The sequence below is a fragment of the Burkholderia sp. LMU1-1-1.1 genome, from assembly GCF_040675865.1.
Taxonomy (GTDB): Bacteria; Pseudomonadota; Gammaproteobacteria; order Burkholderiales; family Burkholderiaceae_D; genus Rugamonas.
This window is the reverse complement of the sequence record NZ_JBEGHG010000012.1, coordinates 412,354-428,217: the sequence shown is the minus strand read 5'-3', so window position 1 is coordinate 428,217 and position 15,864 is coordinate 412,354. Positions and strand designations below refer to the sequence as shown.

At 64.1% G+C, this 15,864-nt stretch carries 6 protein-coding genes and 1 pseudogene; 5 read left to right on the top strand and 2 right to left on the bottom strand.

What is annotated here, in order from left to right:
* Positions 1–29: 29 nt before the first annotated feature.
* Complete coding sequence (locus MRBLMU1_RS13715) at positions 30–4,238, bottom strand: YhdP family protein (RefSeq protein ID WP_363502178.1); 4,209 nt, start codon at positions 4,236–4,238, stop codon at positions 30–32.
* Positions 4,239–4,418: 180 nt separating this feature from the next.
* Between MRBLMU1_RS13715 and glnE the strand changes: the two genes are divergently transcribed.
* The 5 genes and pseudogenes from glnE (at position 4,419) to MRBLMU1_RS13690 (ending at position 14,781) form a co-directional block, all read left to right on the top strand.
* Positions 4,419–7,205 (top strand): bifunctional [glutamate--ammonia ligase]-adenylyl-L-tyrosine phosphorylase/[glutamate--ammonia-ligase] adenylyltransferase, encoded by a 2,787-nt coding sequence (gene glnE / locus MRBLMU1_RS13710; RefSeq protein ID WP_363502176.1) that lies wholly within the window; start codon positions 4,419–4,421, stop codon positions 7,203–7,205.
* A gap of 104 nt (positions 7,206–7,309) precedes the next feature.
* Positions 7,310–7,765, top strand: coding sequence for a cache domain-containing protein (locus MRBLMU1_RS13705; protein ID WP_363502174.1), 456 nt, complete (start codon positions 7,310–7,312; stop codon positions 7,763–7,765).
* Between the two features lie 215 nt (positions 7,766–7,980).
* Positions 7,981–8,463: pseudogene (locus tag MRBLMU1_RS13700) on the top strand (TonB-dependent receptor plug domain-containing protein); the annotation flags it as partial.
* A 303-nt stretch (positions 8,464–8,766) separates the two neighbouring features.
* Complete coding sequence (locus MRBLMU1_RS13695) at positions 8,767–11,694, top strand: TonB-dependent receptor domain-containing protein (protein ID WP_363502394.1); 2,928 nt, start codon at positions 8,767–8,769, stop codon at positions 11,692–11,694.
* Positions 11,695–11,922: 228 nt separating this feature from the next.
* Positions 11,923–14,781 (top strand): TonB-dependent receptor plug domain-containing protein, encoded by a 2,859-nt coding sequence (locus MRBLMU1_RS13690; RefSeq protein ID WP_363502172.1) that lies wholly within the window; start codon positions 11,923–11,925, stop codon positions 14,779–14,781.
* A 72-nt stretch (positions 14,782–14,853) separates the two neighbouring features.
* Here the strand turns inward: MRBLMU1_RS13690 and gap are convergent, their stop codons facing one another.
* Positions 14,854–15,864 carry a type I glyceraldehyde-3-phosphate dehydrogenase gene (gene gap / locus MRBLMU1_RS13685; protein WP_315223063.1) on the bottom strand — a complete coding sequence of 337 codons (1,011 nt, stop codon included), beginning with the start codon at positions 15,862–15,864 and terminating at the stop codon, positions 14,854–14,856.

Below are 15,864 nucleotides of genomic sequence, written 5' to 3'. Positions count from 1 at the left end.
GCTGTTCCAATCGTGGCTGAGGCGGAAAGTTAATGCGCGCCCTTGGCGGCCGGCGGCGGTTCCGCCCTGGCCCCGTCGAGCTTGGTGACCACCGGCGCCTTCCACGGCCCCGTGACCTGCATATGATAGGTCAGCGCCCGCATCACCGGCGCGCTGAGGAACAGCTGCGCCAGGAAACTGCCAAGGCCGATGACCGGGTTGACGGCCAGCGCGTAAACCAGCGGGGCCGTGCCCAAATTCACTTCCGGAATCACCACCACATGCAGGTTGGCCGACTCGTTGGCAATGTCGGCGGTGCCATCCATTAATACAGTAGCGGCCACGCCGTGCATTTTCAAGTTGTCGGTCTTGGCGATGCCTTGATGGATGCTGGCGTTGGCGGTGATGCCGTCGAACGCCAGGCCCTCCGAGAAGACGTCGTGGAAATCGAGTTTGAGCAGGCGCGGCAAGGCTTGCAGGCTCAGCACGCCGAGCAGCTTGGCCGCGCCCGGGTCCTGCTTGAGGAACTGGCCTTTTTCCACGTTCATCGTGATCTGGCCTTCCAGGCTCGGCAGGTCCAGCGAATACGGCAAGCCCTTCCAGGCGATGTCGCCGCTGAGCGAGCCCTTGCCGTTCCTGAGCGTGCCGGCGAAGCCGAAGCGGTCCAGCAACTTGCCGGCGTCGGCGATGTCGAGCTTGAAATTGAGGCTGGTGTTGTGCGCGCCCTCGCGGGTGACCCATTTGCCGGTGCCGGTCAGTTCGCCGTCGGCGTTGGCCAGCAACAGCTTGTTGATGCGCCATTCGCGCGCCTTCTCGCTCGGCAATTGCGCGTTGCTGGCCTGCAGCTCCAGCTGCCCCAGCGGTTTGTTGAACAGTTCGAGGCGCTCGACCACGACATCGAGCGCGGGGATGGACGCGGCCGCGCTCTTGCCGTCAGACAGCAGATCCTGCACCTCCTTCGACGCCGACGCCGGGATCACCAGCGACGACAGGCGCGCCGTCACCTTGCCCAAGCCGTGGCCGGTGGACGGTTCGCTCCAGGTCAGGTAGCCGTTGGCCTGGGTCGAATCGATGCTGGCCTGCCACACCGTTTTCTGGCGGCTGACGCCGACGACGACGTTCTCCAGCTTGCGGTCGCCGATGACCAGCTCGCTACTGCGGGCGGCGATGGTGTCCGGCACCACGTATTGGGCGAAGTCGGTGGCGTCGGCCGGGGCCGCGCCCTCGGCGCCCGATGGCTCATGCTGGCCGCCCACGGCGTTGCCGAAGTCCAGCCAGGAATCGACGTTCAACGCCGGCAGGCTGATGTTGACCGCCAGGCCGCTGTCGGGTTCCGGCGCGGGGGTGTTGACGCCGATGCCGCCACGCACCAGTTTCCACGGCGTCTTGGCGACCTTCTGGCGCTGGTAGCGCGCCGCGATGCCGGTGCCCAGGGCGATGCGGATTTCGTCGTGCAGCGCGTTGTTGGCGTCCGGCGTCAGCCCGCTGGTCAGCAGGAAGCGCAGCGGCATCGCCTCCGGCGCCGCCTTGTTGACCGGTGCCGGCAAGTCCAGGCCCAGCCCGGCCAGGTTGGAATCGACCGCGACCGTCAACTGGTGGTCGCGCACCGTCACCGTGCCGTTGTAGCGGGTGGCGCCGGAGAAATGGCTGCCGAGGCGCTGCATGACCGGCATCGTGTAGGTCTTGCGGAAGCCGTCGGCCGTCAGCATGCCGCCCAGCTTGATGACGATGGCGTTGTCGCGCTGGCTGCCGCCGGTGATGGCGATCGGCCCGTCCAGGAAGATGCCCGACAGCTGGTTCAGGTTGACGCCGTGCTCGTTGAATTCGATCTTGCCCTGCGCCGCCTGCACCGGGGGCAAATCGTTCATCAAGGTGATGTCGTTGTTATTGAGCTGCAAGGCGCCCTGCACCTTGGCGTCGATCATGTGCGACAGCGGCAACTGCAGCTTAAGCGCCAGGGTGGCGTTGCCGCTGGCCTGGGTGTCCTCGGTGAAGTGCGAGATCCAGCCCAATACCGGGCTGTTGGCGACATATTTGAGGAATTCCTGCATAGGCGCGGCGGCGTTGCCGTCGATTTCCAGCATCGAATCGTGGATCGTCAGATCGGGAATCACCGCCTTGACCCGGGTCAGCGCGGCGCCGCCGGTGGTGGCCGTGTCGCCATGGATTTCCATGCGGGCGCGGTCGAACACGAAGCTGCCCTTGATGTGCTCGGCCTGCGGCCACAGCGGCAGCGGCTTGCCGTCCTTGCCCAGCACCTTGCCGTCTTGCAGATAGTGATTCGGCGAATAATTGAGCTTGCCCTCGGTCAGCTTGCCGGCGACGCGGAACTCGCCTTGCGAAGCGTGCTCGCCGTGGAAGGGGAAATGCGCCAGGTCGCCGCGCAGGCGCACGCTGACGTCGCTGGCGACGCCCCCCTCGAGCGCGCCGGTCAGCCAGGCGCGCAGATCGTGCGGCGTCTGCATCGGCAGGAAGCGGTCGATGCGGTTGAGCTCGAAGTTGTTCAGGGTGCCGGTCAGATCGGCCTTGCCCATGCCCTTGCCGGCCAGCGGCATCGTGTGCGTGCCGCGCAAGGTGCCGCTCAACCCCTGCTGCAGGAAGGCCATCTCGTCGATCTGCAACAGCAATTGATTGTCCGGCTCGAACGACCAGCGCGCCTTCAGGTTCAGGCTGTCGAACGGCATGGCCGCGTCGCTGAACTGGTCCGGCATCTGCAATATCAACTGTTCCGAATCCAGGCTGAAGCGGCCGCCCTTGTCGGTGGCGTCGATCGCACCGGTCAGGTTGTCGAAACCGGGAATGCCGGGCACGGCGGCGGTGGCCGGCGTCTTGCCGGTCTTCGCCTGCGCCGGACGCGGCGGCTGCGGCTGCAGTCCCACGCCCACCAGGTCGCCCTTGACGCGGTACGACTGCACCGCCGGGAAGGCGCCGGTCCACTCGGCGGAGAAATTGCGCAGCAGGCCGCGCGGGGCGGCGTCGGCCAGCAGCTTGCGCCGGCCGGCGGTCAGCGGCAGGCGCTCGGCCAGGCCGGCCACCGTGCGCAGGTCCAGTTGCGGCGCCCGCAGCTGGAATTTCTGCGGCCTGGACGCGGTGGCGGCCACAAAGGTTTCCGACAGCGAGGTCGGCGCCATCACCAGGCCGTCGCTGGTGGTCAGCGTCAGATTGGTCAACTCGATGCTGTGGCCGCGCTCGCCGAACTTTTGCCCTGCCGCGCCCTTGGCGGCCGGCGACGCCAAGGGCGGACTGTCTTCGCGCGCGGCGATGCGGCCGGTCAGCTCGCGCAGGTCGAGCTGCGGCAAGTCCTTGCCCAGCACCGCCGAGACGTCGCGCAGGCCGACATCGGCGGTCACGGCGGTCAAACGCGACTGGTCGAAACCGAGCCAGGTGCGCAGCGAGCCGCCGCCGCTGTTCAGCACAAAGGGGAAATCGATCCAGGCTTTCCAGGCGGCGACGTCGGTGTCGCGGATGTCGGCGTACAGCTCGCCCTTCCACATCGACACATTGGACACGCGGCTGGCGAAGGCGGGATGGGTAAAGTCGGCGCGCACATCGAGCGGCGCGGCCAGCGCGGCCGGCGGCGTGGCCTTGAGCGCGAACTGGTGGCGCAGCCACTTGTTGCGCAACACCAAGGTGACGCCCTCCAGCGCCAGCGGCGGCGCCGCGCGCAACTGGTCGGTCCAGCGCACGCGGCCCTCGCGGATGACGATCTCGCGCTGCGACAGCAGCCAGTCGGCGGCCTTGCCGTCGCTCGGTTTGTTGGGGTCGAGATACATGCCGGCCGCGTACAGGCGGCCGTCGGCTTCGCGCCGCAGGTCGAGGTCGGGACGCGTCAGCACCAGCGATTCGAAACGGGGGCCGCCCGCCAGCACGCTCCACCACGACAAGGTGGCCGACACGCCCGGCAGCGCCAGCGCCTGCCGGCCCTGGCTGTCGTGCAGCACGACATCGCCCAGGTACAGGCTGGGGCGCAAGCCGTTCCACGAGGCGTAAATGCGGGAAATGGTGACCTGGTTGCCGGCCGCGCGGCTGGCGGCGCGCTCGATATCGCCCTTGTAGTGGTCGATGTTCGGCAGCACGGCGTAGCGCAGCACCAGGAACAGGATGGTGAAGGCGAAATACAGCAACAGCAGCAGCTTGAGCGAGAACCCCAGCACATGGTGGGTGGCCAGATTGCAGAAGCGGTAGGCGGCACGAAGCCGGTGCCAGCGGGCAGCCAATGGCCCCTCGTCTGTCACGGTCTCCTCTTCTTGTTTTTGCATCAATAAGCTAATAAATCAGGCCATGCGTCAAATAAAATCGCTACACTCGGTTTTTTCAAGCTTCCCAGTCTGCGCATTCTACCGCATCGCACCGCTAACACAGCGCCTGTTAGCCCTTGTTGCGGCGGTTTTACATGTCCGGCGGAAGCCAACTTATTTGCATCGGAACAATAGCAGACTATGAACGCCACCGCAGTCACCCCCGCAGTCACCACGTCTGTCACCCCATCCGCCTCCCGCTTCTACCAACGCTGGCTGGCCGCCGCGCCCGACCGCGCCGCCAAAATCGATGAACTAGTGCAGTTTTCGCTGGCGCAGATCGACCTGGACGCCTGTCTGGCCAGGGAAGCGGCCGCCGTGCCGGACGGCGCTGCGCCGCTGCCGCTGCAGCGCGCCATGCGCCGGCTGCGCAATCTGCTGGTGTGCGGACTGATCCGTCGCGACCTGGAAGGCCGGGCCAATCTGGCCGAGGTGGTGGAAACCATGACCCGCTTGGCCGATTTCGCCATCCAGCAGCATTTGCGCGAACTCACCGCCGAGATGACCGCCGCACACGGCACCCCGACCGGGCGCGAATCCGGCCTGCCGCAGGAGCTGATCGTGCTGGCGATGGGCAAACAGGGCGGCCGCGAGCTCAACGTCTCGTCCGACATCGACCTGATCTTCGTCTATCCGGAGGATGGCGACACCGTGGTCGTGGCGCCGGGCCAGCGCAGCCTGTCCAACCACGAGTTTTTCATCCGCCTGGGCAAGAAGCTGATCGCGGCCATCGCGGAGATCACGGAAGATGGCTACACGTTCCGCGTCGATATGGCATTGCGGCCCAACGGCGGCTCCGGTCCGCTGGCCGCCAGCTTCAATATGGTGGAGCAATATTTGATCGTCCAGGGCCGCGAATGGGAGCGCTACGCCTGGGTCAAGGCGCGCGCCGTCACCGGCAAACCCGAGGAGATCGCCGCGCTCGACGCCATCGTGCGGCCGTTCGTGTTCCGCCGCTACCTGGACTTCGGCGTCATCGACGCCATCCGCAACATGCACGCGCAAATCCGAGCCGAGGTCAACCGCCAGGAGCGGCTGCACCCGGACCGCAGCAACAACGTCAAGCTGGGCCGGGGCGGCATCCGCGAAATCGAATTCCTGGCCCAGGTGTTCCAGCTGATACGCGGCGGCCGCGACGCCGCGCTGCGCGACCGCTCGACCCGCACCACCTTGCGCATCATCGCTGAAAAAGGCCTGCTAAGCCACGCGATCGTCTATCAACTGCTGGCTTCCTACACCTTCCTGCGCAATCTGGAACACCGTCTGCAATACCTGGACGACGCCCAAACCCACACCCTGCCGGCCAACGAGGCCGACCAGTTGCTGGTGGCGCGGATGATGGGCCTGCCCGACACGGCCACGCTGCTGACCCAGCTGGAGGCGCACCGCCAATTCGTCGCCGGGCAGTTCGACGAAATGTTCTCGGACAAGACCAGCGGCAGCGAAAACGACATCAACCCGCAATCGAGCAACGAATGCGCCGATCCCGACAACCGCGACGCCATGATCGCCCGCTTCGCCGAACTCGGCTTCGACGCCCCCGAGGTGGCCACCAAGCGCCTGGTCGCCACCTGGCAGGCGCCGCGCCTGCAATCGCTGCCGGAGGCGAGCCGCAACCGGCTGCTGGCCCTGGTCAACGCGGCGCTGCCCTTGATTATCCAGTGCTCGGCCGAGTCGAGCGGCGGCAACCAGCTGGCCACCCTGGGCCGCCTGCTCGACTTCCTCGAGGCGGTGGCGCGCCGCTCGGCCTACCTGTCGCTGCTGACCGAGTATCCGCACACGCTGGCGCGGGTGATCCGCATGGTGCACGCCAGCGGCTGGGCCGCGCAATTCCTCAGCCTGCACCCCATCCTGCTCGACGAGCTGCTGGACGACCGCGTGCGCAACGCCATGTTCGACCCCGCCGTCCTGGCGCAGGAACTGGAATCGCAGCTGGCCGCCGCGCCGGGCGACACCGAGCGCCAGATGGACATCCTGCGCGAAATCCACCACGCCCAGCTATTCCACCTGCTGGCGCAGGACCTGGCCGGCGACCTAACGGTGGAAAAGCTGGCCGACCACCTGTCGGCGCTGGCCGACAAGATTGTCGACGCCGCCATCAAGGCGATCTGGCAGACCATCGCCACCCGCCACCGCGAGGTGCCGCAATTCGCCGTCATCGCCTATGGCAAGCTGGGCGGCAAGGAACTGGGCTACGTCTCCGACCTGGACGTGATCTTCCTGTACGACGACGCGGACCAGGACGCCCCGGCCCAGTACGCCAAGCTGGCGCAGCGCTTCATTACCTGGATGACATCGCAAACCCCGGCCGGCACGTTGTTCGACATCGACACCGCGCTGCGTCCGGACGGCGCCAGCGGCATGATGGTGTCGAGCGTGGCCTCGTTCGAGAAGTATCAGAACACGGCCGCCTGGGTATGGGAGCACCAGGCGCTGACGCGCGCGCGTTTCTGCGCCGGCGACGCCGCCATCGGCGAACGCTTCGAGCAGATCCGCGAGGCGGTGCTGCGCAAGGAGCGTCCCGCCGACGGCCCGCTGAAACGCGAAGTGGTGGCCATGCGCAAACGGATGGTGGACGCCAAGCCCAACCACAGCCAGATGTTCGACCTGAAAAACGACCCGGGCGGCATGATCGATATCGAATTCATCGTCCAGTACCTGGTGCTGCGGCACGCCTCGACCTACCCTCAACTGACGATCAATATTGGCAACATCACCTTGCTGAAGATGTTCGCCGAGCTCGATTTGATCCCGGCGGACCTGGCCGCCAAGGTCGGCGATGCGTACCGGCAGTTACGCAAGCTGCAGCACCAGTTGCGCTTGCAGGGCCAGGATTTGGCCCGGGTCGACCCCGGGTTGATGGCCGATCATGTGCCCCACGTATTAGCTCTATGGCAACTCATCTTTGGAGAAAACGTTGCCGGGTAACAACGGGACTCCCGATTAAGTGAAGTACTATGTACAGTCAGAATATCGAGCGAGACCTGGATCACGGCGCCACGCTGCTATTTCACTTAACCTGGAGAACTGACATGAAAACATTATTGAGCGCCGTGGCATTCAGCCTGCTGGCGCTGTCCACGACCGCTTATGCGGCGGACAAAGGAAGCAGGGAAGAAGCCGTCGCCATGGTCAAGCGCGCCGTCGCGTTGATTAAATCGGACGGCAAGGAAAAAGCTTTTGCAGCCATTTCCGATCCGGCCAACACCAATTTCCATGACCGCGATTTATATGTCTATGTTTATGATCTGAATGGCGTCGCTTTAGCCCACGGTAATAATCCGAAGATGGTCGGCAAACCTTTAATCGGCCTCAAAGATAATGAGGGAAAGCCGATGATCAAGGAAATGGTGGAACTCGCCAAAACCAAAGGCAGCGGCTGGGTCGATTTCAAATGGCCGAATCCCGTGACGAAGGCGGTTGAATCCAAGGCGGGTTATGTGGAAAAGGTCGACGATATGTTGGTGGGCTCCGGCATTTATAAATGAGTTTATAAAGCCCTCGCTTTCATGCAACTACCGCCGGGATGCGTCCCGGCTTTTTTTCGTCCATTTTTTGTTTTTAGGCGCATTTCAGCTTGGCTTCATGCCAGAAATTGGCATGTAAAAGCCAAAAACGAGCTTGCGCAAGCCGGGAACTCTTCGGCTGCCTCTTCTGTCTATTTAACGGTGACATCCCGCTAACAATCAAAAGGAGCCGGATAATGACAAGAGAAATATTACTCACCCGCTCGGTCCGCATGATCTGCGCTGGCGGCTTGGTATTCGACGCTACCACCGCCGAAGCTGAGGAATTTACTGAACCAATGCAGAAAATGCTGATTACCGGCTCGCGTATCGCCTCCCCCGCTGCTGAATCGCCGTCGTCATTGCAAGTATTAAGCTCGGCCGATATCGCGGCCTCCGGTGCGACGAATCCGCAGGAATTACTTCAAAAAAACCCGACAATGGGCACGTCCACCGTCGATAGAATCAATTCCAATTTCCTCACTGCAAGCGCCAGCATCACCAAAGTGAATCCGCCCAGTCCGGGCGATTGGCGCGCCTCTATATTGATTAATGGACGCCGTTCTGGTTCCGGCGTGCCGGACGTTACCGCAGTCGGTCCCAACATTACTCCGACCAATTTTATCGCAAGGGTCGAGTTATTTACCGGTGGCGCCTCCGCCACCTACGTTTCGAATGCCCTTACCGGGGTGGTAAATATTATCTCGAAGAAAAACTTGAATTGCGCGTTCCTCGACTCGCTGGCGAGGTTTCCGTGTGAGGCTGCAAATAACGCCGCAAACAAGTTGCCAAAGTCAAGTGAAATGGGCAGTTTGTGGCTGCACCACAACGGTGCAGCGTCACTATCATCTTGCTATTGTTGGTTTTTTGGCTTTATTAAGTATTTGTATTTACAGGGCCGACAACGACTGATTACAGTGGTTGGTCGAAAAAATGATGTTTCGACAATTAGACAACCACTCAAAATACTCAGGGAGTTGCAAATGATGAAAGAGACAACACTATCCCGGTCGGTGCGCATGATCTGCGTCACCGGTCTGGCGTTAGGCATGCAAGCCGCCCATGCGCAGGAAGCCGCGTCCGAGCCGATTCAAAAGGTACAGATCACCGGTTCGCGCATCTCGTCGCCGAACGCCGACTCGCCGTCGCCACTGCAGATCCTGACCTCGGCCGACATCGCCGCCTCCGGCGCCGTCAACCTGCAGGATCTGATGCAGAAGAACCCAACCATGGGCGTGCCGACCTTGAGCCGCACCAACTCCAACTTCCTGACCTCGGGCGGCGGCGTGTCGACCGTCAACCTGCGCAACCTGGGCGATTCACGCACCCTGGTGCTGGTCAACGGCCGCCGCTTCGTCTCGGGCGTGCCGGGCGACACGGCGGTCGACCTGAACACGATCCCGATCGACTTCATCGAGCGGGTCGAACTGCTGACCGGCGGCGCCTCGGCCACCTACGGCTCGGACGCAGTGGCCGGCGTGGTCAACATCATCCTCAAACGCAACTTCAACGGCATCCTGATCGACGGCTCGGCCGGGCGCGCGTGGGAGAAAAACGACGACCAGAAACGCAAGCTGGCGTTGACCTTCGGTACCAGCAGCGCCGACGGCGCCAGCAACATCATGGGCCACTTCGGCTACAGCAAACAAGGCGCCGTGATGTCGAAAGACCGCGCGCGCCTGGGGTCGGCGGTCGACCAGACCTCGCTGGGCGCCAGCAGCACCGGCGACACCAAGGACCTGTTCACCCCGTTGTCACCGTTCTACTCCGGCATTGCCCCCCAGGGCCGCTTTTTCCTGGCCGACGGCAGCACCTTCACCTACGACCGCAACGGCAATGTCATCCCGTGGTCGACCAACGGCACCGCCACGCGCGCGGCGACCGGCTTCAACCGTTCCGAATACCGCACCATCGCCGTGCCGACCGAGCGCTTCCTGTTCGCCACCAATGGCAACCTGGCGATCAACGAGAACCACAACGCGTTCTTCGAAGGCACGTACGCGCAGACCAAAGTCAGCACCAACATCGAGCCGTACCCGATGACCTCGGCCGATATCTACAAGAACAACGGCGGCCAGGTGCCGGCCGAGTCGCTGATCAACGGCGTCAAGGTGCGCAATCCGCTGGTGCCGCAAAACCTGTTCGACGGCAGCGAGGACACCGACGGCGACGGCTTGAGGGATTACAACTTCAACCGCCGGCTGGCCGAGTTCGGCCCGCGCCATGCCAACGTCGACCGCAGCACCCTGCGCCTGGCGACCGGCCTCAAAGGCACCTTCCTGACCGACTGGAACTACGACGCCTTCGTCAGCTACGGCCACACCACCGAATCGCAGAACTCCACCGGCCAGATCAACACGCTGACGGCGCGCTCGGCGCTCGAAGCCATCCCCAACCCGGACGGCGGCGTCATGTGCGCCGATCCGGTGGCCCGGGCCCAGGGTTGCGTGCCGCTCAATGTGTTCGGCTTCAACACCATCAGCCCGGAAGCGCTCAAGTACGTGACGGCGCCGGGCTCGCTATCGACCGCCATCACGCAGAAAATCGCCGGCGCCACCGTCAGCGGCGACATCTTTGAACTGCCCGCCGGCAAAATCGGCATCGCGGCCGGTTACGAATGGCGCAGCGAGGAATCGAGCAGCGTGGCCGACCCGCTGACCCAGGCCGGCCTCAACGCCGGCAACGCGATTCCGCCGACCTACGGCAAGTTCAACGTGCGCGAAGCCTTCGCCGAAACCCGGGTGCCGCTGCTCAAGGACCAGCCGTTCGCCAAGGCGCTGGACTTCCGCGGCTCGTTCCGCCACGGCGACTACTCGACCGTCGGCAGCACCAACAGCTGGAACGCCGGCTTCGAATGGGCGCCGGTGTCGGACGTCAAATTCCGCGGCACGCGCGCCGTGTCGACCCGCGCGCCGAACATCAACGAGCTGTACTCGCCGCCGAGCCAGGACTTCCCTAGCGGCCTGGTCGATCCTTGCATCGGCGTCACCGCCTCCAGCAGCGACGCCAGGAGCGTGGCCTGCCGCGCCGCGCCGGGCGTCAACGCCAACATCGCCGCCAACGGCGGCGTGTTCGCGCAGTCGCAATCGGACCAGCAGGGCATCAGCGGCTACAACCGCGGCAATCCCGACCTGGGCGCCGAGAAGGGCCGCTCCAGCACCGTCGGCGTGGTCATCACGCCGCGCTCGATCCCGATGCTGAGCAAGTTCACCTTCACGGCCGACTACTTCAAGATCAATATCAGCGAGGCGATCGTCAGCACCCCGCGCCAGTACTCGCTGGCGCAGTGCTACGGCGGCGGCAATCCAAGCTATTGCAGCTTCATCACCCGCCGCGCCACGTCCGAGGGCGCCTACAACGCCGGTTCGATCAAGTACAGCGACACCGGCGTCTCCAACAGCGGCGGCAAAGGCACCGAGGGCATCGACATGACCGTCTCGTGGGCGGACCGCGTGGGTCCGGGCCGCCTGGCCGTGCAGACCTCCTACACCTACCTGAAAACGCTGTGGGACATCCCGCTGCCGGGCGAGGACAAGGACGAATCGGCCGGCGAACTGGAGTCGCCGCGCAACAAGGCGGTGCTGGCGCTGGCCTACAAGTGGGGACCGGTCGGCATCAGCACCACCACCACCTACACCGGCCGCTCGAAGCTGGACGACCAGTTCCTGATCAACTTCGACAATCCGCAGGACGCGCCGAAGATCGGGTCCTACACGACCACCGATTTCCAGCTGACGTATGACGTGAAGAAGGCCTACCAGATCTACTTCGGCATGGACAACGCGTTCGACCGCAAGCCGGCACGCATCATCAGCGGCCTGCCGGGCAACAGCACCGGCACGGAAACCGACGCCTCGGTCTACGATCCGATCGGCCGCCGCTACTACGTGGGTCTGCGCGTGACCCTGTAAGCGGCCGTCGCGGTCGGTTGGACCCAAGCCTTCCCGGTGCGAACCGGGAGGCTTTTTTGCGTTATACGCGGCCGAACATTACATATCGGTAAGGGAAAAAGTGTTGTATTTTAGTTCAGCACTGAAAATTTTTGGAATTCCGACAACTATACTAAATGAGCCGAAGCGACGCCTTCGGCATCGAAAATATGGCAATCAGGCCGAACAGTATAATTCTCGGGAGTTTGAATGGCAAAAATAGCATTGAAAGCAGGGGTGGCCGCGGTCGCCCTGACCCTGGCCTCGTCCCACGTGGTCCTCGCGCAGGACGGTGACGCGAAGTCTTTGGAAAAAGTCATCATCACCGGTTCCAACTTAAAACGTATCGATACCGAAACCTCGACCCCGGTGCAAATCATGCGCCGCGAAGAAATCGCCCGCCTCGGCGTGAACTCGGTCAAGGAGGCGCTCGAAACGCTGACCGCCTCGAACGGCGCGCTGTCCGACATCGGCGGCTCCAATTCCTTCGCCGGCGGCGCCTCGGCCGTCTCGCTGCGCAACTTGGGCAAGCAGTCGACGCTGGTGCTGCTGAACTCGCGCCGCGTCGCCCCGTACGCGCTGGCCGACTACAACGAAGTGTTCACCAACCTCGATTCGCTGCCGCTCGACGCCATCGAACGCATCGAAGTGCTGCGCAACGGCGGCTCCTCGATCTACGGCTCCGACGCCGTCGCCGGCGTCATCAACATCATCACCCGTTCCGACTACCAGGGCGTGCAGGCGCGCGCCAGCTACGACCAGTCGCTCAAGAACCAGCAGTTCAAGACCAAGACCGCCAGCATCACCGCCGGCTTCGGCGATTTCGAGAAGGACAAGTTCAACGTGCTGGCCAACCTCGAGGTGTTCAAGCGCGGCGAGGTGATCTGGCGCGACGTGGTCGACGACATCAATCCGGCCTACGGCGACAAATTCTCGGCCGTCGCGCCCAAGAGCGGCCTGATGTTCGGCGACCGCGGCGCGCCGTCGACCTACTCCTACCCCGGCAACCTGATCGGCCAGGGCGCCGTGCCTGGTTGCGCCACCGTCAACAGCGCCGGCCTGTGCGTGTACGACCGCTTCAGCCGCTTCGAGGCGGTGCCGAAGTCGGACCGCGTCAACGGCCTGCTGTCGGGCAAACTGAACCTGGGCGGCGGCACCGAGGCATTCGCCGAGGCGCTCTACTCGCACACCAAGACCAACTACACCAACGCCTTCGGCACCTACGGCTCGACCACCGCCAACGCGATCTGGGGCGATCCGGCCACCGGCAACGGCCGCAGCTTCATCTACCAGTACCTGCCGGCGAGCCATCCGCTCAACACCACCGGCGAGGACGTCGAGTTCCGCTACCGCTGGGCCGACGCACCGGCCTACCGCGAGACCGACAGCGACCAGTACCGCGTGCTGGGCGGCCTGAAAGGCACGTGGAACAGCTATGACTGGGAAACGGCGGCCGGCGTCATGGGCAGCAAGACCAAGGACCGCACCTACGGTTCGCTCAGCGACAGCGGCTTCAAGAAGGAAGTGGGCGACTACAACAACTTCGACCCCGACACCGGCAGCGTGCTCGATCCGAACTTCTTCAACCACGGCTACAAGATCGGCCAGGTCAACTCGCCGGAGGTGCTCAACACCTTGTTCCCGGCCCAGGGCTACGACGGCAAGATCACCCAGTACTTCGCCGACGCCAAGATCAGCGGCGAAGTGGGCAAGATCGGCGGGCGCGCCATCGGCATGGCCGCCGGCGTCGAGGTGCGGCGCGAGAGCTTCAGGATCAGCCCCACCGCCAACCTGCTGGCCGGCGACGTCGTCGGCTACGGCGTGGCCACCGCCGACGCCTCGCGCACCACCGAGGCGGCGTTCACCGAGATCAACCTGCCGGTCACGTCCACCGTCGACATCACCGGCGCGGCCCGCGTCGATAAATTCCCCGGCTTCAAGGCGCACGCCTCGCCGAAGCTGGCGGCGACGTGGAAAGCGACGTCGGCGCTGATGTTCCGCGGCACGGCCGAATCGGGCTTCCGCGCGCCCAACCTGACCGAAAGCGCGCAGTCGAGCAAATTCGCCTTCAGCCCCAGCGTGGCCGATCCCAAGCGCTGCGGCAAGGCCCAGGAGCTCGGCAGCGACCTGCGCAACCAGTCGGCCGCGCTGCCGGCCAGCGATCCGAACAAGGCGCTGCTGCTGGCCCGCGCCGACACCGTCGAAGGCAACGAGTGCGCCGCCGGCGTGCCCAGCATCGTGCGCAACAACCCCAACCTGAAACCGGAAACCACCCACATGGGCACGGTCGGCTTCGTGCTCGAACCGGTCAACGGCACCAACATCTCGCTGGACTACTGGAAGATCGAGCGCAAGGACGAGATCGGCAACAAGAGCACCGACGAGCTGCTGGCGTCGGAAGCCGACCAGCCCGCCGGCGTCGTCAACCGCGAGCCGCTGTCGGCCGACAAGACCTTCACCGCCGCCGAGCAGGCCAAATACGGCGTGACCGCCGGCCGCCTGGTCTCGACCACGGGCTCGTTCCTGAACGTCGCCCGCACCAAGACCAGCGGCGTCGACCTGTCGGCCAACACGCGTTTCAACACCGGCATCGGGCGCCTGGACCTGGGCGCCAACGCGACCCGGCTGCTGGACCTGAAGTACTTCAGCTCGGCGCTGAACAACTACGGCGACAACCTGGCGGGCCGCTACGGCTACTCGAAGACCATGGCCAACGTCAACGCCGCGCTCAAGACCGGCGACTTCAGCAACAGCCTGCGCCTGACCTACCAGAGCAAGACCGCGCTCAACGACGACTATTTCGACGACACCTACACGCTGGCGGGGTGCGCCGCGCGCAAATGGAGCGCCGACGAGTGCCAAATCAAGGCCTATAAGCGGCTCGACTGGAACCTCAGCTATACCGGCGTCAAGGACCTGACGGTGTCGCTGTTCGTGCGCAACCTCACCAACAACCGCCCGCCGGTGGATTTGCGCGCCTTTAACGCGGCGGGCGGCGTGATCCCGCAGGACAACCAGGACGTCAGCCGCCGCTCGGTGCGCCTGACGGCGGAGTACAAGTTCTACTGACGCGCCGGCCGCCGCCATAAAAAAAGCCCTCCCGGCGCGCGCCGGAAGGGCTTTTTTACTGGATGAAACGAATTACTTCGCGGTCATCAGCGCCACGGTGGTGTCCAGCATGCGGTTCGAGAAGCCCCACTCGTTGTCGTACCACGACGACACCTTGACCAGGCGGCCCGACACCTTGGTCAGGGTCGAGTCGAAGTTCGACGACGCCGGGTTGTGGTTGAAGTCGATCGAGACCAGCGGTTCGGTCTGGTAGGTCAGCACTTCCTTCAGCGCGCCTTCGGAGGCGGCCTTCATCAGCGCGTTGACTTCTTCGACGGTCGTGTCGCGCTTGGCGATGAACGACAGGTCGACCAGCGAAACGTTGATGGTCGGCACGCGGATCGCGAAGCCGTCCAGCTTGCCGTTCAGCTCGGGCAGCACCAGGCCGACCGCGGCGGCGGCGCCGGTCTTGGTCGGGATCATGCTCATCGTGGCCGAACGGGCGCGGCGCAGGTCTTCGTGCATCACGTCCGACAGCACCTGGTCGTTGGTGTAGGCGTGGACGGTGGTCATCAGGCCGGTTTCCAGGCCGATGGCGTCGTTCAGCGGCTTGACCAGCGGCGCCAGGCAGTTGGTGGTGCACGAGGCGTTCGAGATGACGGTGTCGGTCGACTTCAGCACGTTCTGGTTGACGCCGTACACGATGGTGGCGTCGACGTCCTTGCCGCCCGGTGCCGAGATGATGACCTTCTTGGCGCCGCCCTTCAGGTGGGCCGAAGCCTTCTCTTTGGTGGTGAAGAAGCCGGTGCACTCGAGCACCACGTCCACGCCCAGGTCGCCCCATGGGATTTCGGCCGGGTTGCGCTGGGCGAATACGCGGATCACGTCGCCGTTGACGATCATGTTGTCGCCGTCGACTTCCACCGTGCCAGGGAACTTGCCGTGGGCGGTGTCGTAGCGGGTCAGGTGGGCGTTCGACTTGGCGTCGCCCAGGTCGTTGATCGCCACGATCTGGATGTCTTGCTTCTTGCCACCTTCGTAGAAAGCGCGCAATACATTGCGGCCGATACGGCCGTAGCCGTTGATTGCAACTTTGATCGTCAT